Genomic DNA, 24610 nt, shown 5'->3' on the forward strand with positions numbered 1-24610 from the left:
CCATGCGTCCATGCCCCGCACACGCCCCGTCACCGTCCCGTCCCTGACCGTTCTCGCCCTCGCCGTTGCCGTGCTGGCCCTCGCGGTCGTGCTGGTGCTGCTCGCAATGCTCCCCGGCTCAGACCACGGCACCGGCCACTCCACCCCGGCACACTGCCCCACGGCGCCGACGCGAGTCACTACCGCGAAGCAGACCCCGAGCACCCGCCCGTGCACCTCGCACACCACGCCGGGTACTCCCAGCCACCACGGAACTCCGGAAGCACGTCTGCCCGCAGGCGCCAAGCCCAAGCCGTCCAGGACCGCCGCGCCGAAGGCTCCCGCCGCGCCGAAGGCTCCGGCCGCCCCGAAGGTCCGCCGCTAACCCGCCCGGCCCTCGGGGTCGACCACACGGTCGGGACCGGCGTCGCTCACCCGGGCACGTTGCCCAGCCTCCGCTCCGCGCACTACCGGACCCGCCCCGCCGATCCTGGCCGGGCGGGTCCTTCCGCCATTCCAGGGCGTCAGCCGGGCGCGAGCAGCCCGTCAAGCCACGGTTGTTCGTCCGGTTGCGGTGCTTGCTGCCGCTTCGTCGACCGTTCATTGCTGCCGGGGCTCCCGGCGTCTGAACCCGCCGACTCTACGGAGAACCATGGGCGACAGCCTGCCTCTCGACCACGCGCTCGCGGCCGTACGCGAAGCGCTGGCCACCGCTTACGACCTTTCCCTGCTGCACATCCGCCGCACCACTGACCCGGATACCTACATCACCGTCACGCACCGCCCTGACCCGACCGGAGATCGCGACCAGCAAGTCCAGCACTCGGCCTATGCCGAGACCCTCCAGGAAGCTGGCTGGGAGCAGGCGCTCAATCTGGGAGCACTGGTCTTGATCCCGAGCATCCCCCCGGCCGACACCGCACCAGGCACCCACACCGCTATCTGGTCAGTCACGGTCGACGACGTCCCTGACCTGGTGGACGCTGCCTACGAAGCCCGTGCCCTGCAGCACGACAGCGAGATCACCGAAGCCGTATGGACCGTCACCGACGCCACCGGCCGCCGCCACGTCATCATCACCGACGACGACCTCGCGAACGAGCCCGAGCACGACGGATGCATCGAGCCCCACATGACCGCCGACGGATACGCCGACTGCGACGGCACCCTCCTGTAACCCCGGCACCCGCCTCCACTTGGGGCCGCCCTCTGCCAGATGGCCGGAGTGCGGCCCCGCTGGCCGTCCCGGCCAGGCCAGCGATTGCAGGGCTCACCATCCATCTCAGCGATGACTCGGCGAGCTTCTCCGATGTCCCGGCGCCCACCGCCCTCGTGGAACCCGCCGGGACGCATGCAAACAGCCGCGCCGCCTGACTCGCCCCGTTCTGGCCGTTCCCAGCCATCCGGCCGGGGACGGCCTCCTGGTGTTCCTCGGCCGCCAGGGCCAGTACATCATCCGCTGCCGACCTCCGGCGCCCAGTGCGTGCAGCACCCTGCAGGCCCGGTCGATCCCGTCGCCCAGTCCCCCGGGGCGGACCTGACCGGCAACTCTCCCAGGGCTCGGGCCCGCGCTCGGGACGCCCAGCCGTTTGCCCGCCTGCGTACGCGCTGACCTGCACTGACTGCCCGGGGCGTGCGGTGGCGGCGGAGCCACGGAACGAGACCGCTGCGGCTGGTTGCGGCGCTAACCCCCGGCCCCTCCACGGTCCTCCCGGCCTGCCGAACAAGGGCCACCGCAACCGCCCGGACCTCATGTGCCGGGCCCGGCGCGCGGGCCGGCCACGGCACCGGCGCACCCAACCTGCCAGGGAGAACCCCGAGATGACCAACTTCGAGATCGTCAAGCGCGACGTTCAGGAGGTCCAGGCCCGGACCGAGTCCGAACCTGTGGACCGCATCCTGCTCGCCGAGGCGGCCAAGTCCGGCATCGAGCCGCTGAACACCTTCACCGGTGACGAGCAGGAGTCCGGTCCCGTCCTGGCCACCGTCACTGCCCAGGCGGCAACCCTGTGGACCGCTGTCGATGCCTCTGTCTCTGTGCCGACGGTGCGTGTGTACTGCGCCGACCCGAACAGCCCGTACGCCCAGGCCGCCCGGGACACCCGCATCCAGCACAACGGCAACCAGCTGAGCGTCACCGTGCCGCGCATCACGGTGCCCGCACGGACCGTCGCCCACGGAAGCCGCACCTACGTCTCCGGGTCGGCCAGCTCCTACTCCTTCAGCTCCTTCGGCAACATGCACATCAACTCTTCCGGCGTCACCGTCACCTCGTCCACTGGCGGCGTGGTCATCAACGGCCACCAGGGCATCGAGATCGAGCTCCTGCTACCGTCCGGATCCGGCCTGAGCAGCACCACCAGCATCGGCAGCGTCCGCACCTTCGGCCACCTGGCAGCGGCAAAGATCGACGCATCGTCTGGATCGGTGAACCTGGCGAGCGTGGGCCGTACACAGATCCAGGCTGCCTCGGGGTCCGTGCGGATCGGCACGGTCACCGAGGCGGCGGACATTAACGCCGCATCCGGATCGGTCAAGGTCACCCAGCACAGCGGTCAGTACGCGCGCGTACACGCCGCATCTGGCTCCGTCACCTTCACCATCGCCGCCGAGGCCAGCGGCATCGTCGACATCCAGGCAGCCTCCGGAACGGTGACCCTCTACGGCTCGCACCGGCCCGACATGACCGTCACCGCCGAGGCTCCCTCCGGCACGGTCCGCCGCCGCTGACCGCCGCCCCGTCCCCGGGCCCGCCCCGACCGCCCCAGGCCGAGGCGGGCCCGATCTGTCTCGATGCCCGATCCACGCCTCCCTTTTCGGGCCTTGCCGAGCTAGCTCCGGCACCGGCCACGGTGCGCCTCAGGCACCCCTCTCGGCCACACCCGGCCGGGAACGGCCCCATGCCACCCCTGGAAGGACGAACCCCATGACTCAGCTGAAGCCGGTCATTGAGCAGGTCCCGTTCGGAGTGCACTTCGACTACCCCGCGGACCGGCCGCTGACCCCGTACGAGCAGGAGCGGCGTGAGCTGCTCGCTCGCTACGGCCGATTCGCACAAGAGCGCGGGCACGAGATCACCAGCTACCTCATCCAGCCCGTAGGCACGCCGGACCGTTTGGTGGTCGAGCTCTACGACGCCACCGCTTCCCAACTTGTCGTCGCCTGCGCCACCTTGCAGCGCGAAAGCGGGGGAGCGGGAGCCTGGTACTCCATCGGCACCCTCGCCGACCTGGCGCGTTTCCTCCCCGCACACACATGCAACGTCCTGGTCCTGCCCGCCGAACCGGACGACGACCTTGACGGCCTGTGCGCGATCCGGTCGATCACCCCCGTGTGGCCCGACGACGACACCACCTTCACCAACCGCCAGCAGCAGGCCCGCAGCAGCGAGCCGCCGTTCCCACCCAACAGTGAAACGTCGCTCTGACCGACGGACCCACCGCTTTAGGGCCTGCTCCCTGCCACGCCGGCCGGAAGCAGGCCCCACGCGGTTGCGCAGGTTGCCCTGCAGCCGGCCACCGTCGGGCCAGCCCACAAACAACCGTCCAACCGTCTGGAGGACCACTCACCGTGACCGACACCAAGAACCACCGCAAGGCCAGGACCCGGAGCACCGAGGGGGAACAGGAGGAGGCCGACGGCGGCACGGAACTCGACCGCGCCGACCGCGCGGCGGAACGAAAGCTCGCCGAGCGCGCCGGACTCATCCCGGCCCGCAACCAGTCCCAGCCCCCCGAAGGCGTGGCTCACGCACAGGACACCGCCCGCGAGCCGCACGGCCCAACCAGCGCCCAGGTGTGGGAGATCGCCGACCTCCTCGTCGGCCACGGTCTCACCCTCCCCCTTGACGTACTCGCCATCATCGCCGCAGCCCGCGCCACCTGGCAGGACGACAAGGGAGGCAAGTCCGCAGCCTCCCAGTACAGGCAGTGCGCCCACCACCTCCGCCAGGCTGTCGCCACCCTCGAAGGTGCCGACGACACCACCGACGAAGAGCGGGCCGCCTCCGCCGACCTGGCCAGCGCCTACGTCGAAGCCGCTGCCACTCACGCCCGTGAAGCCAGCCTGAGCGCCATCTGACCCCACAGCCACCACCACCGCCCCGCCCCGCACCCGCCCGGGGTCGGGGCGGCTCCGCGATTCCAGAAACACGCCGAACCGCCACCCCCATCGACAGCACGCGCGGCTTGCGGGGCTTACCCAACGGCTCGTCACGGTCCCGGTCACCGGCTCGCAGCACGAATCCGCTGCACACCGGCATCCACCCCACCACCACGTGAGGACATGACCGTGCCCACCAGCAGCCTCAAATTCGACCCGACCACGACCGAAGGCCAGGCCATCAGCCGCCTGTTCCGCGAATGCAAGAGCATCGAGGACGGCGACGGCGGCTGGAACGGCGGCGACACCGTGGAGCTGGTCTGCGACTTCTTCATCCGCCTCGGCATCGACATCAACCGCGGCGACTACCAGGTCGACGCCGTCCCGCCCCAGGCGGTCTCACCCGAGGCCGATCCCGACACCGTCTCCGAACTCCTCTCCGCGTACAAGGAGTTCACCACCAACGGCTACCCCACAGGAAACGAGGGCTTCTTCTACGCCGAACCCGACAGTGACCGCTTCGCCGAGTTCACGCTCCTGACCTTCCCCAACGCCTCAGCAGCCCGCGTCCGCACCGCCATGAGCGTGCTCCGCGCCGCCGGATACACCGCCGCAGAACAGACCCCCATCACCCCTGAAGCCGCGATCCGTACCGTGCGCGTCGACGCCGGCGTGCTCCGCGCCCTCCCAGACGACGCCCCGACCACCGAACGCGCCGCCCGCCTGCTGCAGGATGCCGGATTCACGCAGCACCACGACACCATCGACAGGCCCCCAGCCGTCAGCCACAGCACTCCCACGCCCGTGATCTGGCGCCCCGGCTGGGTCCAGATCGACGTAACCGCTCCCGTGACTACGGGCCGCGACGCCCGTGAAGAGGCCGCCCGGGCCATCGCCACCACCCTGACCGACGCCTGCTGGCGCGTCGACGTGCGCGGCACCGAGACGCTCCACACCACCCCGCCGCCCGCCGAGCCCGCCACCGCGCCCAACCCTAGGCCCACGCCCGAACCTGTCGGGGAACCGGAGCTGGTCCCGGCCGACGTCATCGCCAGCGTCCACAACGTCCTCGACTACAACTGGACCAAGGAGCAGCTCGACTACGACAAGCAGGTCCCCGAGGACCAGAAGCACCACATCGCCAACGACCTGAACCGGATCGCCAGGCACTGGGACCTCTACCGGGTGTAAGACCGGTCCAGCAACCGGCGACCACCGGGCCGCGGCCGCACTCCAGGTGCGCCCGCGGCCCGGCTCTTCCTCTCCCGCACGCGCGGTTACGGCAGAACCGGCCAGGGCACCGTGGCTCACCCTCCTGGCGCTCTTGCCGAGCTAGCCGACCGTCCCGACACCGTCCCTCTCGCCCCGCCAGACGCAGGGCCGCCACGAGAAGGGACACCCCAACATGAGCACACCCGACCTGAACGCCGGAGACCTCCCCCTGCTGACCACGACCCGGCGCCGCGCCCGCTCCGTCACTCAAGAGACGGTCCGCGAACTCTTCGGCCACGACGGACAGTTCTTCACCGTGCCCGCCTGCTTCCCTGGCTCCGTGCCGGACCACATCACCTTCGCGGCTGTCGTCTACTACGCCGTCGTGCGCACCCCCGGGCCGGACATCGGCGAGGCCGAGTACACGGTCTACGACGTCGACGGTCGCCGCCACCCCCTCGGAGCCCCCGCCCCCGACCAGGACGCTGCCATCCGCGGCGCCCTGTCCGCTCTGGCCGAGCGCCGCCGCGCCCACGCACGGCAGGTCGAGCACAACCGCGTCCACGTCCTCGGGCTCGAACCTGTCCCGCCCGTCCGCATCGGCTACACGGAGACCGGCACCTGCATCGTCCACGTCCGCTGCACCTGCCCGCAGGTCGACGGCCTCGCCGCACACTACGAGCACGTGTCCCTGGCGGCAGACGGTCGGCTCGACGAGATCCCCACCACCCCCTGGGAGTTGTGCCCCACCTCTCCAACCCAGGTCACCACTGAAAGCGGAACCGGCCACCTCACCAGCACCTTTCGCAACGACAAGGGCATGGCCGTTGTACGGCTCCAGCACACCGACGGGAGCCGCGAGGAAATCGCCCTTGCCCGAGTGAGCGACCTGGCCTGATCGACAACCTCTCCTCCCCTTAGCCGCCCACCGAGGTGTGCCCTGCCGCCGTGTGACGGCGGGGCACCCGCACGCCCGCCTTGGGCCCAGGCCACACGCCAGAGGCCCGCCCCGCCTCTTCCCTGCCGGTTGTCGGCTGCCGAGCTACCACAGGTCGTTCCGTCCGGCCGTCGGGCTAGCCGTGTGGTGGGAGGTTGTGGGGCTTACCGTGCCCACCCCGAGTGTGCCGTCACCGCCCGGCCAACCCCTGGCCGCGTACTCCAACTCCCTGCTCCTGGAAGGGGATTGCTGCGATGACGGCCCTGTTCGACGGCCCAACATCGGTGCACTTCTTCACCGGCGGCTGCGGTGACATGCGTGGCTTCACCGACGCCGGATTCCTGTCCCTGTACGCCGCGAACCACCACCCCGCCTCGGTGGAAACCGCCCGCATCAACTGGCCCGGCCTCTTCGTGAGTCCTGCCGAAGTTCAGGCCATCGACATGCGCTGCGTGCCCCCTGCCCAGGTACTGGTCGCGTCGCCGATCTGCACTGAGGCATCCCCGGCGGGCGGCAAGGCCGCCCCGCGCAAGGCCGTGGAGCTGGACGAGAACGGCTACCCGAAGCCGGGCGCAGGCTGGCCGCTGACCCGCATCACCATGTGGGAGCCCATCCGCTATGCCCAGGTCCACCGCCCCATGGCCTACGTCGGCGAGAACGTCGCCCAGTTCGGTACTTCCGAGCTGTTCAAGGCGTGGCTGGTTGTTTGGGAAGCCCTCGGCTACACCCCGGTCATCGCCTCGGTGAACGCCGCACACCTCAAGGTCGAGGGGATTCCACCGCTCCCGCAGTCCCGGGACAGGGTGGTGTGGTGCTTCCTTCGCAACGACATCGCGGAAGCCAACGGACTGCCCGACCTCCGGCCGACCTGCGACGCCATGTGCCCCACCTGCGGCCCGGTCGAAGGCGTCCAGCACTGGAAGAAGAACCCCAGCTTCCAGGTCGGCGAGTACGGCCGCCCCCGCGGGAAGGGGGACTACTACTACGTGTGCCCCAACTCGCGTTGCGGCGCTCACGTCGAGCCGGTCACCCGCGGCATCGGCGAGGCGCTTGATCTCTCGGTGCGAGGGGAGCCGTTTGGCCTCGGCTACTTCAAGGGGAAACAGCGGGTCACCCGCACCTCGTACTCGCCGAAGGCGCGCGAACAGGTCGCCGCCGGGCTGGAGAAATTCGGCGGCAAGCCGTTCATCGTGACCAGGCGCAACAACGTCAAGGTGAAGTCGCTCGACCAGCCCATCGGCACGCTCACCGCGCAAGGCGGAGGCCACCACTACCTGGCACGCCCCACCGCCGACATGAGTGTCGACGGATGTGAGTACCGGGCGTTGACCATCAAGGAGAAGGCTCGCTGCCAGGGCTTCCCCGACCACCACATCTTCGCTGGCACCGAAGCCGACAAGCGTCTCCAGGTCGGCAACGCGGTTCCCGTCATCGTCGCAGCCTGGCTCGCCCGCCGCGTCAAGGCCGTACTGCCTCACTGACCCGCCTCCCGGCAGGTCACCCCTCACCGCCGCCCCCCCCGCGCCCACCAGCGCGGGGGGCGGCGGCGTCATCGCGCTGGCCGTCCCACAGCGGACCGTTCGCTCCTTCCGGCCGGAACACAAAGGCGCCACGCTCGCTGGCCGAGCCCTGGAGGTTGCGGGCCTAACCGCGCAGGACCGCACTGTGAGGTCACCCGGAACGCCCGTGCACGAAGCCCCTCCGTGCACTGCGGTAACGGCACCCGCCGGGCCGCACACCCCTCGCGCAAGCACTCCCAGCCGCGCGTTGCGCGGCTCCACCTGCCGCCGCTCGACCCCCGTTGCGGGCCCCGGCACGCACCTCTGCCCTCGCAGCGACCGCGACGCCGTCGCTCTTCTGACCGCCCGACCCACCCCAGACGAGGAGGACGCCATGGCTGGCGCCTACTGCAAGTACTGCGGTCACCGCTGCTTCGTGTTCCGCATCATCCCCGACGGCCCGCACAAGGACTGGGCCGGGCACCTCGCCACCTGCGCCCCGGGCCTGGAGCACGACCGCAAGGAGACCGGGCACGACCACACGACGGCTATCAACCCGTCCCAGAACAGCGACTGACCTGCCCGGCACGACATCCGGCTGGAACCCACGAGGTTCCAGCCGGACCCACATCCGAAGGAAATCGACATGATCGACACGCGCGTCACTCTGGACGGCATCGTCGGCCCATACGAGTGCAAGTGGACCGGCTGGTCCTACCTCTTCAGCCTCGACGCCAGTCGGCAGGTATCGGCCGGGACGCTGGAAATGGCCGACAGCTACGGCTTCAGCTGTATGGAGACCATCCATATCATCGACGGCCGCGAGGGCGGCCCGGACACGGTCCACGTCATCGACAGCGGCGAGACCTACGTGGTCACCGAGGACGGCGACCGCGCCGCACGCGCCGTCGCCGTGCGCGTCCGCTGGCGCGGCAAGACCCCGACCGCCACACCGATCGCCGTCACCCCGCAGGTTCGCAGGGCCGCCCGCAAGGCGAAGAACAGGAATGCCGGACGTCGAGCAGCTGCCCGCGCGGTTGTCATCTGCGTCCACTGGCAGTGGGTCGATGACGAGGGCTCCGGCGCAGTTGACGTCATCGAACCGCTCGACGACGGCTACTACCCCATCGGCGGCCGGGAGTGGCCTTGGTGCGTCGTCACCTGGGAGTGCGCATGCGGCTACACCCAGGACTGGCAGGACGTCGAATGCTTCTGCGGCCTCACCCGCGACGGCCAGCCGAAGGCGCCGCTGGGCACCGCGGGCGTCCGGGTCAGCCAGATTCTTCGCGCCCTGGCCCCCGAGGCGACGTCGGCGCTGATCGACTTGACCGACCTCGCCCGTGTGTGTGCGGTGTTCGCCGGGGACAGTGAGATCGACACGGCCGACGACACCGGCCCCTTCGACACCGAGACGCTCGGATCGGCCGACGAGGTGCTGCGCATGGCAATGGACGAAGCCGCCCCCGAGGACGTCGCCGCGTCCGGCTGGGAGCTCGTCCCGGACGAGAAGTCCACCGCCCTGTACCGGATCACCTTCCCGACTGCGCCCGCCCACTGATCAGCTGAGACCCGCTCCGGCCACCGACCGGAGCGGACCCGGCACCCCACGGCCTTCCCGCCCACGCCGGGGCTTCGCGCGGTGTGCCGTGGCAGCGGCCGCCGCCCCGCCGGCCGCCGCCCCTGGGGGTTGCGGGTCTAGGTGTGCCGCTCTCGACAGTGAGTTCCGGCCGGAATGCCCCGCTTCCCCCCTCTGCACCCGGTGGCAACCAGTCTCGGCCGGGCCACGCGTGCCCCTCGCCTCCGCGCGGTCCGGCCCCACCTCACCGCGCCCCCGAGCCCCAACGGGAGATCCGTATGACACTCGCTGAACTCCGCACAGCGATGGCCGAGCTCGGCCACCTACCCGGTGACACGATCGTGATCCTTGCCAAGGACGCCGGAGGCAACGGCTTCTCACCGCTCTACGAAGTCGACCCGTCGATGTATCGCGCCGAAAACGAGTGGAGCGGCGAGCGCTACATGACCGACGCGGCACGCCAGGCCCAGAAGGTGCCCGACGCCTACAGCAAGGCCCCTGACGACGCAGTCCTTGCCGTCTGCCTATGGCCCACCCACTAGGCAACACCCCAGCTCCGCGCCCTCCGCTCCCCAGCCTTGAGCCCCGCCGAGCGGCCGATCTTCGGCCCAGGCGGGGCTTGCGGGGCTTTCCCCTTGAGGGCCGACGGTGCACACCACCGAGCCGCCCGGCACATCCGAGCAGCCCGCAACCTCAAGAACCGTACGCACAGAAGAAGGGAACCCCCATGCCGCTGAAGACCGTGGGCGCGGCCCGTGCCCGACTGGCACGCCGCGACCCGCCCGGGCTTCGACACCTCCGCTGGACCAAAGGAACCGTCTCCCGGACTGCCAGCTCCGGCCCGATGACCGCCGTCTTCGGACGGGGTGCTCCGTCACCCCTGAAGCCTCCCGCCCACGCCCCGTACCTGCTCCGCCAGCGTGCTGACGTCGACCGGGCGCCGACCAGCCCGAACCCGCGATATCTGAACCGCACCCCCAAGCGCTACCGCCGCGCCCCAACTGCCTGACTCCGCCCTGTCTGGACGTCCTGATGACCTCGGAACCCGCGCCGCGCGGTCGCTGGGGCCATCAGGGCACCTGCCGGACACGCCGCCCCGCCATGGTGCCGCCTCCGCTTGCCGACCTAGCACCTGACACCGCCACGGTGCGCCCCGTCGCGGCAGCTCGCCGCGCACACAGCACCGCCGCTCCCTGACACAACACGTCAGGAGCCGCCAGGTGCCCGACGAAAGGAGACCTGTGTCCCACAGCGAACTGGTCGGCTATCTGACATCAGTCGTCACCGAGGCGAACAAGGAGGCCGACTACCAGGTTGACGCCCGCGACATCCTCAACATGCTCCGCCCCGCGCCCCGCGCCGCTCCCGGTGAGCCGCCGCCGCCGGCGGAGCAGCAGCTCGCCGCTCCTCGCGACCCGCAGCCGAAGGAGCTGTTCACGCAGGCCTGCAACCTGCCACTGACCAGCGTGACCGACACCCACCCGAACACAAGCGAGGTCATCTGACCGCGCCTTCTCGGCCCCGGCGCCCGCACTGCATGGCGCCGGGGCCGCCGCATGCCTGGCCAGTGCCACGCTCCGCCCCGCCCTCGCATGACGCCAGCGGCCCGGTCGATCCTGCACCACGTCCGGTGACCCCGTGCCCGCAACAGTTGCCCGCCTAGCCCGCCACGCATCCACGGTCCCCTTCGGCACGGCCTTCTGCCGCGCCCTACCCCAAGTCCCGGAAAGGGCACGTCCGTTGATGCTCAAATACACGCTGCACGTTCACGATTTCACCGCCCAGGCCGCCAAGCTCGCCTCGGAGCCGGCCCCGGCAGCCGGGGCCAACCCGGAACCGACGGTCGACGACGCGCACAACCCCACCCGCGTCACCGTCTACACCACCACGGGGGCAGCCGCCGCGCTCCGTATCGCCCAGCGCCACCTCACCCTCGTCCACGCCCGCCTCGCCTACACCAGCCCCGGTGCGGTCGACCGCACGGCCGCTGACATCGTGTACGCGGAAGCCCGCACTCGCGCCGAATCCCTCACGCCTGACCAGCGGAAGGACGAGAGCTACCACGCCATCCACAGCGAGGACGACGGGTTGAGGATGTACGCCCTGACCGACGTCATGGACGCCCGTGGCGAGCTCGACACCTAGCCCACCTCCTCCAGGCCCTCGAACCCCCGGCACCCGCGCGGTGCCGGGGGCGGCTCCATACCCGGCCATGCACGCGCCACCAGCGCGCCAACGGTTGCCGCCCTAACCCTCCGCTTCCGCACGGTGCCCCCACACCAACCGGCAATGAACGGAGCCTGCGCATGTCCCGCCCAGAGTCTGCTGTCGTCCGCCTCCAGACCCCTGCTGACCTCGCAGAAGCCCTGCCCTACCTAATCGGCTACCGACCCCGCAAGTCCCTGGTCGTCGCCGCCTTCCACGACAGGGAGTTCGCCTGCGCCGCCCGCCTGGAGCTCCCCGTGATGGAGTCCGACTGGTTCGACTTCGCCGCCGACAGCTCCCGCGCGATCGCCAGCGAGTTCGACACCCCGGGCCTGCCCACGCTCGACTCTGTCGTGCTCTACCTCGTGGATGACCCGGCCCCCGGCCAGAACGGCCACACGGTCGCCACCCATCTCGCGCCACTGGCCGGTCTACTCCACTCCGCCTTCTCTCACCACCGCGTCACGGTCCAACTGTCCCTGTGCATCAGCGCCAACGAGTGGTGGGACCTGTCCCACGACACAGACCCGGGTCCCGGAATCGCCCTGCCGGACACCACCCCCGGCCCCGCGACCGTCGCGTTCACCGTCGCCGGACAGCTCCCCGCCCCCAGCGAGGAAACCCTCACTGCCGCGTTCGCCCCACTGACCGGCCGAGCCGCCGACACCATGCGCACCGCGCTCGACACCGTCGCGTCCACCAACACCTTCGGAGCCGCCCGGCCCCGAACTGCCCACGCCCTGCTCGAACACGCGGCAACCGCGTTCACCGACCAGGCCACCACCGCTCTGCCTCCGGCCGACACCGCCACCCTCCTGTACGCCCTGAGTGACCGCTTGGTCCGCGACTGGTCCATGAGCCTGCCCGACACCCACACCAACCCTGCTGCCCGCCGCCTGTTCACCTACCTCGCGACCGCCGCCGTCGACTCCTACGAGGTCCTCGCTTGCGCCCCGCTGACGCTCCTCGCAGCCAGCGCCTGGTACGACGATGACGAGGCCCTCGCCCGCCTCGCCCTTCGCCGAGCATGCCTCCTCGACCCCACCGCCCACCTGCCCGCCATGCTCCAGGCCGCGTTCAACATGCGCATCTCGAAGGAGCAGCTCAAGGACATGGCCCGAGCAGGACGACCCGCCTGATCGACGCCACGTGCCCACCGACGTCCCCGACACCCGCCCCGTGCGCGGGTGTCGGGGACGTCGTCTGTCCGGGCCGGCGCGGTTGCCTCCCTTGCCGTCCACCAGACCACGGTTCGGCCACGGCCCCGAGGGAGCGGAAACCACCAACCCCTCCCGATACCGGACCGATTCCCGCCGACCCACAGGAGGCTCTGCCGTGCCGTTCTCCCAAGCCGCACAATCCCGCATCGACGCGCTGACCCCTCACACCCACTTCGGACCCGAATACCGACGTGCCGTCGACGAAGCACTCAGCTTCGCCCGTGGAGCCGCCCGCTGGGGCGACTGCGGCTGCCTGTACATCGTCGAAGCCGAAGTCAGCGCGGGCACACGCCCGCGAGACGACCTTGCCCGCGCCCGCACCAACGCCGCCCCCGAGCACCTGACCCAAGGCGGCGTCATCCACGACGCACTGTGCAGCTGCCTCCCCCGTACCTCTTCCTGACCGGCGGCGCCCGGCCGCGCCACCGCCCCGTACAGCCGCCCCTACAACTCGGAGACAACCGCCGTGAACACCGCCCTCACCCCTGCCCCCGAGCCCATCCCCGCCGCAGCCGAAACCACGATTGATCTCACGGGACTCACCGCGCACACGGTCGGAATCGTGCGTCTCGCCGAAGCAAAGGGCCTCCGCCCTACCTGGGGTCAACCGCACGGCCACACCCGCCGCATCACTCTCAACGCTGTCGGTCCGCACGGCGCGTTCGGCTCCATCGTCATCGGCCGCACCAGTGGCAAGGTCCTGCGCGCCGAAGTCATCCACGGCAACGACGCCAAACGTCCCTGCCGCGCCAAGGGCACCAACGCCGTCCGCATCCTGCTCAACGGCGTCCACCGCTCCACCTGCCAACCCGGATGCGCCGCCCCTTCATCGGCTGACTGCCGCCGCTGAACAACCCTCCCGGCACCACCCAACGGCCCGTCCCTCCATCGAGGGGCGGGCCGCTTCGCGCTCCCCGCCCCGCCCACGCGCGCCAGCCCCCACAGCTGCGTTCCACTCGGCCCCCGCAATCCGCGTCCAGCGCGAGGAGCCATCCCACGCCCGCCCCGCACCCCCGGCCCCCTGACCTGTGAGGGAGCCGGGAGCCGCGGCTCGTGCGGTGCCGACTCCCGCTTGCGGGCCTTGCCGGCCGCCGCCCCATGGTGCGGTCACCGGCCCCGGGGGAGCGGTGACCATCAGCCCCGCCCCGGCGCCGGACGCCCCCCTTTGTCCACCGGCCGAGAGGAACCCGCCGTGCCCGCCGCCCTGACATACCACCATGACCGTGCCGATCTCACCTTCACCTGGACCAGCGGTAGGGGGATCACGATCCGCACCGGGAACACCGTCCCGCACTGGGGTGTCTACCCCGACCGGATCAGCGTCGGTGAGCTGCCCTTCACCCTCAGCGCATTGCGCGACGTATGCGATGCCTGGTGGGAAGGGAGGGAGATCACCACCGGCCAGAACTTCGCCGAACACCCCTGGACGACCCGCGAGTTCAGCGGACGTGTACAGGTCCGCTACCGGGGTGGCCCGGTCATCGAAGCAGCCCTCACCGAGCACCACCAGCCTGTCCCCGCCGACAGCAAGGACTGGCAGCCGATCATCGACCTCGCCGCCGACGGCCGCACACCCACCGATGTCACCACCGACTGGCTGTACCGCCGCACCAGCGGCTGGTCCACCGGGGTACTGGAACACCTGGGCATTCACGCACCCCAGCAGGTACCGGACCCGGCCCGCTACGGCGACGGCACGGAGGACTCGGTCATCGCCTGGACGATCCGCCACCTGCCCACCCAGGTGAAGGCCGACTGCACCTGGGGCGCCTGGACCACCTGGTTCGCCACCACCGCACGTGCGGTGTGGGACGCGCCCGAGGGCCCCGCGCAGTGGCGCAACGCCGGTATCGCCACCCGGCCGGTCACCACCTGGGCACCGTGGACGTACCAGGACACCACCGCCGACGGCACCCGCTTCAACTTCGTCTGGTTCGGCGGGAATTGCGTACACATCACCAGTCCCGACAATCCCCGCCTCGCCACCCTGGACGACGCCACGTTCCTCCTCCACCCGCGCGAGCAGGCCACCGGGCCGCTGCTGCCGTGGCTTCAGGAGCAGGCCCGGCAATGGGCCGCCAACTGCACCACCACGACGACCGTCGCTGACATCCTCGCCTCGACCCCCGGCAACTCCCTCCGCCACGCCCCCTGGCGGATCCAACTGGCGGGCCCCGGCCTCAGCGCGGGCGCTCCGTACCTCACGGAGGAGGAGGCATACGAGGTGGCCCGCCGGGCCCGGGACAACGCCGTCAACGGAGAAGGCGTCTCCTACCGCTCCATCTTCCGCTACAACGACTCCGCCAACGGCGTAAGCAACATTTGCGTCCAGCGATGGGACCCCGAAGAGAAACTCTGGCGGACCCACAGCCGCCCCTGGAACAAGAACAACCCGGCCACCGACGCCCTCACCCCCTATCCCGGTGCCGCGCCTGCCAGCTAACGCCCCGCCTCCGGTCTCGCCTCTCCCGCGAGACCGGAGGCCGTCCTATGAATGCGCCTTCTACGCCGCGTAGTTGATGGTTTGCGCGACTTATCCCTGTTCGTGGCCTCCTGGCTCGGCCAACTTCATCCGGGGGTTCCGCTTCCGGTGACAGAGAACCAGGAATCGAGGAACCGGCCATGACTGAGGAGTCCACGGTCGACATAATCGACCTGTTCGGAGGCCCGGGAGGCTGGGACGTAGCCGCACAGCAACTCGGCCTCGCCGTGACAGGAATCGAGCTAGACCATTCCGCTTGCGAGACCCGCCGCGCCGCTGGACTCGACACCGTGGAAGGCGACGTACGCGCCTACAGCCCGGACGACTTCCCCGCCGCCACGGACCTGATCGGCTCACCGCCGTGCCAGCCGTACTCCATCGGCGGCAAGGGCGCCGGGCGCCGGGCCCTGGACACCGTGCTGCACTTCGCTGCACTGCTCGCCGCGAGGAAGGACATCCGCTCCGGACTCGCCACTCTGGACGACGAACGCACCGGCCTGGTGCTGGAACCGCTGCGCTGGGTCCTCGCCGCCCTGGACACCGGACGCCCCTACCGAACCGTGATGCTGGAGCAGGTGCCCACCGTTCTGCCCGTGTGGGACGCGATGGCCGAGATCCTGCGCAGCGAGGGCTACACAGTGGTCACGGGCCGTATGAACGCCGAGGAGTACGGCGTCCCACAGACCCGTGCCCGCGCCGTCCTGGTAGCCCGCCGAGACGACGAGGCGGCTCTGCCCGCCCCGACCCACCGCCGCTACAGCCGCACCACCGACCAGGACGGCGGCAACCAGGATCTGCTGCCCTGGGTGTCGATGGCAGAGGCGCTCGGCTGGGGGATGACGCACCGCCCCGCGCTCACCGTCGCAGTCGGCACGGCAGCCGGGGGCCCGGACCCCTCCTGCGTCGGCGGCTCCGGAAGCCGCGCCACCCTGTACGGGGAACGCGACGCGGGCCGCTGGATCGCGGACACCCGACTGGTGGACGCCGATGCACTGCCCGCCTACCGCGGCGGCCGCAAGGACATGATCCGGGTGTCCGTCGCCGATGCCGCTGCCCTCCAGACCTTCCCGCCCGACCACCCCTTCCAGGGCACCCGGACCAAGCAGTACGAGCAGATCGGCAACGCAATGCCGTCGGCACTGGCGGAGGCCGTCATCCGGCGGGCGATGGCCGCACAACTGGCCGCCCGCACTGGGAAACAGGCCGCCTGACGCTGTAGATGACGCACCGGCCCTCAGCCCGCGCTCCGCGTGGGTCGGGGGCCGGTGTCATGCCGCAGCGCCCGCGCGCCGCAGTGCCGCCCCAGCCCCGCCGCCGTGACGCTTGCGCGTCCGGCGACGTTGCGCCGCTTGCCCCGCGGACCGCCACTGTGCCGTTCACCGGGCCAGGGGAAGCGGTGACCACTCAAACCCGCCTCCCCGGCCTGCTCCAACCACACCCAGCCGGCAGCCCCTGCACGTTGCGCCGCTTGCCTGGCGGACCACCACTGTTCGGTCCGCCAGGCCGACGGGAGCGGTGACCACCGAACCCGCCCCCGGGCCCGCCAGCAACCAGCCAACTCGGCTGCTCACACCGCGCGTTCGAAGGAGAACCCCCGTATGCCCATATCCACCCCCGCTCCCGAGGCCACGGCCGCCATCACGGTCACGTCCCCCCGTTACCCGCAGATCCCCGCCCGGGCAGGAAACGCCAACGTCCGGGCTCTGCTCGCTGCTGGGGTGCATCCGGCCAGTGGTCGGCCGTCGACCGCGATTCCTGGTGCGGATTGCGGAAGTTGTGTCCTGGCGTACCGGATCGAGCTCCCCGCCCCCGACGCGGCTTCGTCCCGCGACCGAGTCGCTGACCGGTCTCGTCACGGCGTCCGCGACGAGCACGCCGGGCCTGGCCGTGAGACGCGGGTGCGCCTCAAGTGCTCGAAGGCGCCGCTCAGCCGCCGGGGCCGTCAGGGCCCGGATCTGCGCCCGGCCACCGGTGATCAGCCCGGCACGCCCGCGTGCACTCTCCACTGCACGTTCATCGACTGGCCATTCGACCCCGAGGGCCACGACCAGACCGCAGCGGATGCGATCGGGTCGGGCCGTGACCACGCGGACGACTGGGGCGTCTACGCCGTGTACCGGATCTTCGGCATCCACCCCGACACCCGGCAGGCGTGGGTGGAACTGGAAGCCGAGATGGTCCCGAGCCCGGCCGCCCTGGGTGGCTACGCCCGGCGGTTGCCGCAGCGTTCGCGTCCGGACCAACCGCACCTGTACCGGTTCTGGACTGACCTGTCCCGCCTGCACACCGCCCAACTCACCCACACCGCCGAAGCGGGTCAGTGCACGCACGAGATCGTCCGCAAAGGCCGTGTCCTGATCGGCCAGCCCGGCCGCTGACCGCCCAGCGCCCCTCGGCCGCCCGGCACCTCCGGGCGGCCGAGGGCCGCCCTCCAGCCCGCCTCACCGTTGCGTCTCTTGCCCGCCCGCGCAGCACGGTGCGCATGCCTGCTCGGCCCGTGGGAGCCCGAGCCCTACCACCCACGGAGACAGCTGATGTCCGTACCTCCCCTTCCTGATCAAGAGGAACTGCTGGCAGCGGCGCAGGAAGCGTGGCGCCAGACCTGGACGGCACACGCCACCCCCGAATTCCCGGCGAGGGTCAGGGAGCTACTCGGTGCCGTCATCACCTTGCACGACGACATGACAGCCGATGAACCGCTTCCAGAACACAGAACTCCCGCGCTTCAGCAGCGATCCCTTGAACTCCGGGAAGCGATTTTCACCCTGCGGAACATCAGTCCCCCACGGCGCGTGGATCACATGATGCGCATGGCTTACCTACTTCTCGCGAAGCACACCCTTCGAGTCGAAGGCCCAACCTGGAAATAGCCCATCGCCCGCTCCATGGTGCGGCTGCGCCGCCGGCGCCCTGCGTGCGCCGCGTAGCTCCCTGACCGGCCCGCCCGTACTCGGCCCTCCGGTCCCGGCCCTCGTCGCCCTTGGTGGTGGCGGGGGCCGTTTCATGTCCGCGCTCCGCCCCGCGCAACCCCGCCGCGCCGTCCGCGCCGCGTCCCGGCCACCGATGCCGCCGCCTTTGGACGTGTGGTCTCGGGTTGCGGGTGTTGCCGGCCATTGCACCACGGTGCGCCCACCGGCCCTGGGGGAGCGGTGACCGCAGAGATCGCGGCCTGGCCCCGAGCCCGCCGCCCCCAACCCACCCCCCGATTGATCGGAGCCTTGTCATGCCCCTGGTCCGCAAGTTCGACCCCACCACGCCCGACGGGCAGCTCATCGCCAACCTGGCACGCCGACTGCTCGCGCTCGGCACCGCCTGGCCCGCCGACGAGACAGCAACCATCCTCAGCGACTGGTTCCTCAAGACCCTCGGTATCGACCCCGAAGGCCCCGTCTACCAGGTCGATGCCGTCCCGCCCCGTCTTATCTCACCCGACGCGACCACCGAGGACGTCACCGAACTCCTCCTCAGCGCGGGCCCCGCGCTCCACAACCCCCACCGGCCCGATCACGCCGACGAGTTCACCGTCACCACCGACACCGAGTGCTGCGGCGGCGACTGCGTCACCGTCCACCTCCACACCGCGTCCGCCTCCCGGGCGCGCTTCGCCCTGGCCTGGCTGCGCCAGGCCGGGTACGACGCCACAGAACACAACACCTGGACCGTGGGTGAACACCTCCTCCACGTACGCCAGGGCGTCATCCGTGACACCCCCACCCACGCCCCAGCCGAAACCCATGCCGCCCAGCACCTGTGGTTCCAGGGCTTCACCTCGCCGACCATTGACGTCTACGTGCACGCGGAGGTGACCGGCCCGACCCCGCCCGTCCCCGTGGCGTGGCGGCCCGGCTGGCTCAGCATCGACATCGCCGCGCCCCAGGACGCCACCGCGAAGCAGCGCAAGAAGACCGCCACCGCGATCGCCGACGCGTTCCGCACCGCCAACTGGCAGGTCGACCGGCGCGGCCACGAAGCCCTGCACATCCACCCGCCCCTCACACCCCAGACCTGACCGCACCGCACGCGCCCGTCCCGCACCCCGCAGGGCGGGCCAGCTCGTCCAGGGGCGCTCCCTCCACGGGCCGCGCGCCAGGTAGTGATCCCCACCAACCGTGGGCCCGCACCCGTAGCTCACTGGTGCGGGCCCACGGCACGTTCCCCCTCGGGGGACCGAGGCAGGGGCGGGCTCGTTGCGGGGCTAACCGCCGCGCCCAGCACGGTCATCGCACCCACCCACTCGATCACCGCTGGGAGAAGCACCCATGCCGCACACCGCCACAGCCACCGCCCCGGCCCTGCACCTGTTCACCACCCGTCAGGACCTCGACCACGAACTGACCGCCACCGGTACCTGGAAGGCCCTGCACGCCGCCGTGCACGCCTCCGCCCCCAGCCTGACCAGCCAGCCCCACCACAACCACAGCCAGGAGCCGGTGACCGGCCTGCGCTTCACCGAAGACACGCCGCACACCGGCCACGCCCGCACCAGGGGCACCGTCGTCATCACGCCCGACGGCATCCTCACCGTCCGCGCCTACACGATCCCCGGCCACCGTTGGCTCACCGCTCTCCAGCACCTCGGCACCCTTCACCCCCACGCGCTCCGCCCTGGCACACGAACCACCGCACCCGCCGACCCCGCCACCCCCTCCTGGTCACTGCGCCCCCAGGTGAAGGACCGCAGCCTCTTGGGCCACCTCCAGCCAGCCAACCACGTACAGGCCACGATGCTCACCGAACTCCCGGACACCATCGGCGACGTCAGCGCCATGCTCACGGTGGCCCCCGACAGCCGAGCGGCGTGCGCCGCTGCTTGGTTGCTGGCGGTCGGCTTCTTCCACGTGCTGGCTACCGGTGCTCCCGCTCACCCGCAGCCCTGACCACCGCCACCCACACCACGCCTTCCGGCCCTGCCCCGCGACCGCACGCGGGGCAGGGCCGCCCCATACCCCCGTACAGACCCCGCGCCCAGCGCGAGTTGCCGCTCTAACCCGGCGGGCCCTGACGGTGGCCGTGCCCGCCGGGCAAGAGGCACGACCGGCGGCCGGCGGACACCCGTCTGCCGACACGGCAACTGAGAGGACCCCCACCCGTGTACGCGTTCCCATACTCCCTGACCAAGACCTCCGACGGCTCCGACCTGCGTATGGGTGTGCTGCTGCGTGATGCTCTCGTGCACCAGGGCGTGAGCTTCCGCGTCGTCAAGCCCTACGATCGGCTTCCGTCTGAGTACCTGGTGGCGCAGGCCGACACCGACGGGCCGCGCGTGTGGATCCACGCGGACGACTGCAACGGCTTCACGCACTACGACATCCCGCGCGCCGGGCTCATGGCGGTTGCGGCCGTCGTCACCGACGAGGACGGTACGCGGTTCGTCTTCGACGGGTTCAGCAGCGACGAGGCACGGCCGGTCGCTCAGGCCGAAGCGTGCGCTCGTGCGGTTGCCGTGTTCCTGGGGCTTCAGCCGCGTGAGTCTGAGTGCACGTGGTGCCAGGACTACGGCCAGTACCCCATCCACGACGGCAGCACGGACGCGGTTCTGTATCACCGCGCGTGCGAAAACCCCCTGTGCGTGGCACGCCGAGAGGAGCGGGCGGCCCTGTACGCGGCACAGCTCCGCGAGCCGGTCACCGTCGGGTCTGACGTGCTGGACCCCGTGCTGTGCACGCAATGCCCGTACGGCAACTACCGGCAGGTGCCGGGACTGGACATGTACGGGTGCACGGCCGGATGCGGGCACACCGTGACCGCCACGGCGGACAACTTCCCCCTGCTCGGCGAGGACGGCCGAGACCAACGCCTGACCGCGCGCGAGGGGCTGTTGCACATCGCCGAGCCCGCCGGGTCCGTCCCCCCGTTCTGAACCCCTCGGCCCCCGCCGCGCCTCCACCAGGCCTCGAACCAGGTGGGGGAGCGGGGGTTGCGTCGCTTGCCCCGCCGTCCACGACAGTCAGACCCAGCCGGAACGCCCCGCACGAACCCCCTCTCGTGTGCTGCGAGCGACCGGCAACCGCCGGGCCGCGCCGTGCACAGGCCCCCCTGGCGCACCGAGCGGCCCGGCTGACCCACGTCCTCTTCCTTGACCATCGGAGCCCCGGCATGCCCGACCCCCGCTTCCTCGCCATCATCACCGACACCGGACAGAGCCAGGTTGTCCGGCGTATCGAGCCGTACAACTACGACCGTGCCCTCAGGATCGAGAAAGCCGGCTGCACGGTGCGAGGGCTTAACGAGGCTGACCTGCCGCTCCTGCGCCCCCTAGCCGCCTCCGGACCGCTCACCTACCGGCAGGTGCGACGCCTCGCCGTCCTGGGCCGCACCCGCATCGACGAGATACCCCCACTGGTGTGCGTCGAGTGCAGTGAGGACCTGGAGCAGTCCACCGTTGCTTACGGCGACTGCGTGGGCTGCGGCTGGATGGTGTGCGAGAACTGCGACGCCGGAACCATCCCGGCAACAGGGCAGTCCGTGTGTCCGGTCGCCGAATGCCGCGCTCACCCCGATGCGGCCGATGCCGAGCACACCCCCTGACTTCCCGCTTCCTCACCCTCCACTGGGCCCGGCCCGTACTCCCACCTGACGGGCCGGGCCCTTCCGCGTATGGGCAGGCTGGCGGGGTTAACCGCGTTGCGGAGCACGGTGAGTTCAGCCAAACGCCCGCACAGATCGATCCCAACTTACGTAGGACCTCATGAAGCGCAGCCTTCGCCGCCACATTGAACACGCCGTCAACAGCACCTGGAGCAAGAACCCCAAGAGCCGCGCCGGGATGGTCGGCGCGCTGCTGCTCTTCCCCGACGACGCCTTCGCCGATGCGCCCGCCTGGCACCCGGGTGAGGGCTTCGAGAACTGCACCGGCTACTCCTGGCTGCGCTCCAACGGCGACGGAACCGCCACCGCCGTGGTCGTCGGAGTCGGGCCCAAAGAGCGTCCCGCGTACGACGGCGGTGTGTGGACCGAAGAGGAGGTGTGGACCGTCACCGCCCCCGAGGAGCGGCTGCTGGAGATCTCCTCACTGTGGGACAAGCCCCACCGCATCACCTGGATGCTCGACGAACCCGACGCCGAAATCCACCGCGAGCCCTACGCCCTCCACCCGGTCACGGCCGTTGACGACTACTGGGAGCACTTCGAGGACACGTGGGGCTTCAAACCCTTCACCCTGGAGTACGGGCACAACCCCCTCGGCGACGGCCGCCGCTGGCTGCTGCTCACCTCCGAGCCGGGCTGGGACAACATCCCCGACGAGAGCGACCTGCACTACGTCACCTACACCCTCGCCGCTCTCTTCGGCGCCGAGGTCCGCGTCTACCCCTACGACCGCCACCAGCGCCGGGTCAAAGGCCCCATCGACATGCAGATCTTCCACACTCCCCTCGCCCTGAAGCCGATCAAAGCCGCCCTCACCAACCTTGGCCGCCTGTAACCCAGCCCACGCCGGGCACCGGCCCTACCCCGTTTCGGCCCCGCGCCTCAGTCCCCAGGTGCGGGGCCGTTTGCTGCTCTAGCCCCCACGCCCCCGACCGTCAGGGTGGCCCAAAACCCGGGACTGAGAGACGAGCGCAGGCACCGGGCCCGCCGCGCCTGACTGCCTGTGTAAGAACCTGCGGCTTTGAAAGGCTGTTGAACATGCCGATTCTGGACCACGCCACCTTGATCAGTAACGAGACGGGTCAGGTGATCCCACTCTATGGCCGGGTGCCGGACAACGAAGGGCATTCGTGCCTGGTGGAGGCGCTCATCGACCACCCCGAGAGCGGCCCCATGGTCCTCATCAGCCATGAAGCAGCAGGGGCTCACCTCGTGTTCCCCCGTGTGCTGAACGCTCGCATCGTCCAACACACTCCCTGAGAACACCCGCCGCCCCGGCCCCGCACTCGCGGTGCCGAGCCCGCCCTGCGTTCCCGTTGTAGCGCTAACCCACCAGCCCCGAAAGCGGCCCCGGCACCGCTGTACCGCCTCCCACGGCAGGAGCAGCACCCGCCCCGCGCACTCGTTGCTCTGCGTTCACGGCCCGCCCCGCATCCCGGTGGCGAGCCGTACCCAGATCCGCCTTTGCCGTCGCTCTCCTTGGTTGCTCGGCTTGGGCTGGTCTCCCGCACCTGGCCCACTACAACCGGGAGCCAACGGCGCCCTGGTGTGCACCCGCACAGGCGGTACTCCGGCTGCGGCCGAACCCTCCAGCTCACCGACCTCCCCGCTCCCTGCTAGGGGTGCATCAGCCGCCCCCGGCACCGGTAGCCCTCGCCCTGGCCCTGCGGCGGTTGCGCCTCTTGTCCCGCCCTCAGCCATGTTCGGGTCAGCGGCCTGGGGGAGTGGCGACCACCAGCCCGCCCCGGCAGCCACCCGGGAACACGAACGCCTCCCCTTGCGACAGAAGGACCCACTCATGTCCGGTGACCACTCGGCAACAGACGGCAGCGCCCGCAAGGCCCTCGCGGAGCTCAGGCGCGTCACTGTCCTGCGCCAACCGCTCGTCGACGCCGCAGCGCGGGCCTTCCTCTTCGAATACCTGCGGCAGCCGGAGGCCGCCCGGCTGTTCACCGCTCTCGATGACCTTGAGGGGATGCGGTACATCGGCCCGGTCGGCTACCGGCGCGCGGTCGACATCCTCACCGCCCTACAGGGCGCCAGCCACGCCCTGCAGCTCCTCGACGGCGAAGCCGGCGAGTGGCTGAAGCCACCCCTAATCCAGTTGGACGAGCACGTGGAGAAGACCCTGCCCCGCATGAAGGCAAGGGCCGCCGCGGTGCAGGGACCGATGGGACGGCACTTCAGCAACCGCTACGAAGGCGACTTCGCCGTAGACACGGTCCGCCAGGCGATGCTCCGCCTCAGGAGCACCCGTAGCGGCCGGACAGGCGCCTTCTTCTCCGTCTCGCCGGATGAAAGACTGCCGGGGCCCGGCGCAGCCTCATCCTCTGGCGACTGCCGCAGCGCGGCACAGCGCGTGGACGCACTTGTTCAGAAGGCGCGCTCAGTCTCGTCTGTAGCCGTCACCGACTCCGGGACGCGCGGTCGGCTGCGCTTTTTGATCGATCTCGGCACCGAGGTCAGCTACCGGTTCACCGCCACGGCCTGCGTCCTGGAGGACGCACGCGAGGTGGGGGGCGCTCGGAATCTGCTGGCCAGCCTGGAAGCCGCCCAGGTGACGGAGGCCGACGGTCTCCTGACCGCCGTGGCGCACTCCCACACAGTCGGCAGCGTCCGCCAAGGCCCGGACGGCCGGTGGACATTCGAAGGCGGACCGCGCGCCTACGCCTCGCCCGAAGGAGCTGTCGCCGCGCTGCTACGCACCTCACACCACTGAGCCTCGCCCGCTGAGACCCGGCACCGCAAGCTGGACACCCCTCCGCCGCTGGCCCCGTATCCGCGTACCGGCCCCGTTCTGCACCCGCAGGC

General features: G+C 70.6%; 27 protein-coding genes. All 27 read left to right on the top strand.

Annotated features, from left to right (window positions below; all coding sequences use genetic code 11):
• Nucleotides 1–10 precede the first annotated feature (10 nt).
• The 27 genes from ACIBEI_RS23105 to ACIBEI_RS23235 all read left to right on the top strand — a co-directional run bounded on the left by ACIBEI_RS23105 (nt 11) and on the right by ACIBEI_RS23235 (nt 24518).
• Complete coding sequence (locus tag ACIBEI_RS23105) at nt 11–364, top strand: hypothetical protein (protein WP_398891705.1); 354 nt, start codon at nt 11–13, stop codon at nt 362–364.
• Nucleotides 365–631: 267 nt separating this feature from the next.
• The gene (locus ACIBEI_RS23110; RefSeq protein WP_398891707.1) at nt 632–1156 is read left to right on the top strand and encodes a hypothetical protein; all 525 of its coding nucleotides are present in this window, start codon (nt 632–634) and stop codon (nt 1154–1156) included.
• Nucleotides 1157–1800: 644 nt separating this feature from the next.
• Complete coding sequence (locus ACIBEI_RS23115; RefSeq protein WP_398891709.1) at nt 1801–2709, top strand: DUF4097 family beta strand repeat-containing protein; 909 nt, start codon at nt 1801–1803, stop codon at nt 2707–2709.
• A 196-nt stretch (nt 2710–2905) separates the two neighbouring features.
• Nucleotides 2906–3406, top strand: coding sequence for a hypothetical protein (locus tag ACIBEI_RS23120; RefSeq protein ID WP_398891711.1), 501 nt, complete (start codon nt 2906–2908; stop codon nt 3404–3406).
• Between the two features lie 143 nt (nt 3407–3549).
• The gene (locus tag ACIBEI_RS23125) at nt 3550–4059 is read left to right on the top strand and encodes a hypothetical protein (protein WP_398891713.1); all 510 of its coding nucleotides are present in this window, start codon (nt 3550–3552) and stop codon (nt 4057–4059) included.
• Nucleotides 4060–4263: 204 nt separating this feature from the next.
• Nucleotides 4264–5271, top strand: coding sequence for a hypothetical protein (locus ACIBEI_RS23130; protein WP_398891715.1), 1008 nt, complete (start codon nt 4264–4266; stop codon nt 5269–5271).
• Nucleotides 5272–5485: 214 nt separating this feature from the next.
• Nucleotides 5486–6190, top strand: coding sequence for a hypothetical protein (locus ACIBEI_RS23135; protein ID WP_398891717.1), 705 nt, complete (start codon nt 5486–5488; stop codon nt 6188–6190).
• Between the two features lie 293 nt (nt 6191–6483).
• A complete protein-coding gene (locus ACIBEI_RS23140) occupies nt 6484–7710 on the top strand; it encodes a DNA cytosine methyltransferase (protein WP_355916561.1) in 1227 nt (408 codons plus the stop codon).
• 412 nt (nt 7711–8122) lie between these two features.
• A complete protein-coding gene (locus ACIBEI_RS23145) occupies nt 8123–8305 on the top strand; it encodes a hypothetical protein (protein ID WP_398891719.1) in 183 nt (60 codons plus the stop codon).
• Between the two features lie 69 nt (nt 8306–8374).
• Nucleotides 8375–9286 (top strand): hypothetical protein, encoded by a 912-nt coding sequence (locus ACIBEI_RS23150; protein ID WP_398891721.1) that lies wholly within the window; start codon nt 8375–8377, stop codon nt 9284–9286.
• A gap of 296 nt (nt 9287–9582) precedes the next feature.
• Complete coding sequence (locus ACIBEI_RS23155) at nt 9583–9846, top strand: hypothetical protein (protein ID WP_398891723.1); 264 nt, start codon at nt 9583–9585, stop codon at nt 9844–9846.
• A 185-nt stretch (nt 9847–10031) separates the two neighbouring features.
• Nucleotides 10032–10313 (top strand): hypothetical protein, encoded by a 282-nt coding sequence (locus ACIBEI_RS23160; protein WP_398891725.1) that lies wholly within the window; start codon nt 10032–10034, stop codon nt 10311–10313.
• A gap of 232 nt (nt 10314–10545) precedes the next feature.
• The gene (locus tag ACIBEI_RS23165; protein ID WP_398891727.1) at nt 10546–10809 is read left to right on the top strand and encodes a hypothetical protein; all 264 of its coding nucleotides are present in this window, start codon (nt 10546–10548) and stop codon (nt 10807–10809) included.
• Between the two features lie 238 nt (nt 10810–11047).
• Nucleotides 11048–11449 (top strand): hypothetical protein, encoded by a 402-nt coding sequence (locus tag ACIBEI_RS23170; RefSeq protein WP_398891729.1) that lies wholly within the window; start codon nt 11048–11050, stop codon nt 11447–11449.
• Nucleotides 11450–11610: 161 nt separating this feature from the next.
• Nucleotides 11611–12648: a DUF4192 domain-containing protein gene (locus ACIBEI_RS23175; RefSeq protein WP_398891731.1), complete on the top strand. Its 1038-nt coding sequence runs from the start codon at nt 11611–11613 to the stop codon at nt 12646–12648.
• A gap of 196 nt (nt 12649–12844) precedes the next feature.
• The gene (locus ACIBEI_RS23180; RefSeq protein ID WP_398891733.1) at nt 12845–13132 is read left to right on the top strand and encodes a hypothetical protein; all 288 of its coding nucleotides are present in this window, start codon (nt 12845–12847) and stop codon (nt 13130–13132) included.
• Nucleotides 13133–13195: 63 nt separating this feature from the next.
• Nucleotides 13196–13579 carry a hypothetical protein gene (locus ACIBEI_RS23185; RefSeq protein WP_398891735.1) on the top strand — a complete coding sequence of 128 codons (384 nt, stop codon included), beginning with the start codon at nt 13196–13198 and terminating at the stop codon, nt 13577–13579.
• A gap of 342 nt (nt 13580–13921) precedes the next feature.
• Entirely contained in the window at nt 13922–15172 is a 1251-nt protein-coding gene (locus tag ACIBEI_RS23190) for a hypothetical protein (protein WP_398891737.1), read from the top strand.
• 179 nt (nt 15173–15351) lie between these two features.
• Complete coding sequence (locus ACIBEI_RS23195; RefSeq protein WP_398891739.1) at nt 15352–16422, top strand: DNA cytosine methyltransferase; 1071 nt, start codon at nt 15352–15354, stop codon at nt 16420–16422.
• A 387-nt stretch (nt 16423–16809) separates the two neighbouring features.
• Nucleotides 16810–17589 (top strand): hypothetical protein, encoded by a 780-nt coding sequence (locus ACIBEI_RS23200; protein WP_398891741.1) that lies wholly within the window; start codon nt 16810–16812, stop codon nt 17587–17589.
• 845 nt (nt 17590–18434) lie between these two features.
• Complete coding sequence (locus ACIBEI_RS23205) at nt 18435–19220, top strand: hypothetical protein (protein ID WP_398891743.1); 786 nt, start codon at nt 18435–18437, stop codon at nt 19218–19220.
• A gap of 250 nt (nt 19221–19470) precedes the next feature.
• Nucleotides 19471–20088: a hypothetical protein gene (locus tag ACIBEI_RS23210; protein WP_398891745.1), complete on the top strand. Its 618-nt coding sequence runs from the start codon at nt 19471–19473 to the stop codon at nt 20086–20088.
• Between the two features lie 212 nt (nt 20089–20300).
• Nucleotides 20301–21071, top strand: a complete 771-nt coding sequence (locus tag ACIBEI_RS23215; RefSeq protein ID WP_398891747.1) for a hypothetical protein — start codon at nt 20301–20303, stop codon at nt 21069–21071.
• Nucleotides 21072–21307: 236 nt separating this feature from the next.
• Nucleotides 21308–21739: a hypothetical protein gene (locus tag ACIBEI_RS23220; protein WP_398891749.1), complete on the top strand. Its 432-nt coding sequence runs from the start codon at nt 21308–21310 to the stop codon at nt 21737–21739.
• Between the two features lie 160 nt (nt 21740–21899).
• Nucleotides 21900–22634, top strand: a complete 735-nt coding sequence (locus ACIBEI_RS23225; protein ID WP_398891751.1) for a hypothetical protein — start codon at nt 21900–21902, stop codon at nt 22632–22634.
• Between the two features lie 203 nt (nt 22635–22837).
• Nucleotides 22838–23059, top strand: coding sequence for a hypothetical protein (locus ACIBEI_RS23230; RefSeq protein ID WP_398891753.1), 222 nt, complete (start codon nt 22838–22840; stop codon nt 23057–23059).
• Between the two features lie 538 nt (nt 23060–23597).
• Nucleotides 23598–24518, top strand: a complete 921-nt coding sequence (locus tag ACIBEI_RS23235; RefSeq protein ID WP_398891755.1) for a hypothetical protein — start codon at nt 23598–23600, stop codon at nt 24516–24518.
• Nucleotides 24519–24610: the final 92 nt, after the last annotated feature.

Source organism: Streptomyces sp. NPDC050988 (assembly GCF_044456225.1).
Taxonomy (GTDB): Bacteria; Actinomycetota; Actinomycetes; order Streptomycetales; family Streptomycetaceae; genus Streptomyces.

Coding starts and splice junctions, on each gene's coding strand:
- ACIBEI_RS23195 (WP_398891739.1), top strand. CDS start 15,352: ATGACTGAGGAGTCCACGGTCGACATAATCGACCTGTTCGGAGGCCCG.
- ACIBEI_RS23225 (WP_398891751.1), top strand. CDS start 21,900: ATGAAGCGCAGCCTTCGCCGCCACATTGAACACGCCGTCAACAGCACC.
- ACIBEI_RS23110 (WP_398891707.1), top strand. CDS start 632: ATGGGCGACAGCCTGCCTCTCGACCACGCGCTCGCGGCCGTACGCGAA.
- ACIBEI_RS23170 (WP_398891729.1), top strand. CDS start 11,048: ATGCTCAAATACACGCTGCACGTTCACGATTTCACCGCCCAGGCCGCC.
- ACIBEI_RS23230 (WP_398891753.1), top strand. CDS start 22,838: ATGCCGATTCTGGACCACGCCACCTTGATCAGTAACGAGACGGGTCAG.
- ACIBEI_RS23220 (WP_398891749.1), top strand. CDS start 21,308: ATGCCCGACCCCCGCTTCCTCGCCATCATCACCGACACCGGACAGAGC.
- ACIBEI_RS23120 (WP_398891711.1), top strand. CDS start 2,906: ATGACTCAGCTGAAGCCGGTCATTGAGCAGGTCCCGTTCGGAGTGCAC.
- ACIBEI_RS23155 (WP_398891723.1), top strand. CDS start 9,583: ATGACACTCGCTGAACTCCGCACAGCGATGGCCGAGCTCGGCCACCTA.
- ACIBEI_RS23200 (WP_398891741.1), top strand. CDS start 16,810: ATGCCCATATCCACCCCCGCTCCCGAGGCCACGGCCGCCATCACGGTC.
- ACIBEI_RS23175 (WP_398891731.1), top strand. CDS start 11,611: ATGTCCCGCCCAGAGTCTGCTGTCGTCCGCCTCCAGACCCCTGCTGAC.
- ACIBEI_RS23160 (WP_398891725.1), top strand. CDS start 10,032: ATGCCGCTGAAGACCGTGGGCGCGGCCCGTGCCCGACTGGCACGCCGC.
- ACIBEI_RS23210 (WP_398891745.1), top strand. CDS start 19,471: ATGCCGCACACCGCCACAGCCACCGCCCCGGCCCTGCACCTGTTCACC.
- ACIBEI_RS23150 (WP_398891721.1), top strand. CDS start 8,375: ATGATCGACACGCGCGTCACTCTGGACGGCATCGTCGGCCCATACGAG.
- ACIBEI_RS23145 (WP_398891719.1), top strand. CDS start 8,123: ATGGCTGGCGCCTACTGCAAGTACTGCGGTCACCGCTGCTTCGTGTTC.
- ACIBEI_RS23115 (WP_398891709.1), top strand. CDS start 1,801: ATGACCAACTTCGAGATCGTCAAGCGCGACGTTCAGGAGGTCCAGGCC.
- ACIBEI_RS23235 (WP_398891755.1), top strand. CDS start 23,598: ATGTCCGGTGACCACTCGGCAACAGACGGCAGCGCCCGCAAGGCCCTC.
- ACIBEI_RS23135 (WP_398891717.1), top strand. CDS start 5,486: ATGAGCACACCCGACCTGAACGCCGGAGACCTCCCCCTGCTGACCACG.
- ACIBEI_RS23130 (WP_398891715.1), top strand. CDS start 4,264: ATGACCGTGCCCACCAGCAGCCTCAAATTCGACCCGACCACGACCGAA.
- ACIBEI_RS23140 (WP_355916561.1), top strand. CDS start 6,484: ATGACGGCCCTGTTCGACGGCCCAACATCGGTGCACTTCTTCACCGGC.
- ACIBEI_RS23105 (WP_398891705.1), top strand. CDS start 11: ATGCCCCGCACACGCCCCGTCACCGTCCCGTCCCTGACCGTTCTCGCC.
- ACIBEI_RS23205 (WP_398891743.1), top strand. CDS start 18,435: ATGCCCCTGGTCCGCAAGTTCGACCCCACCACGCCCGACGGGCAGCTC.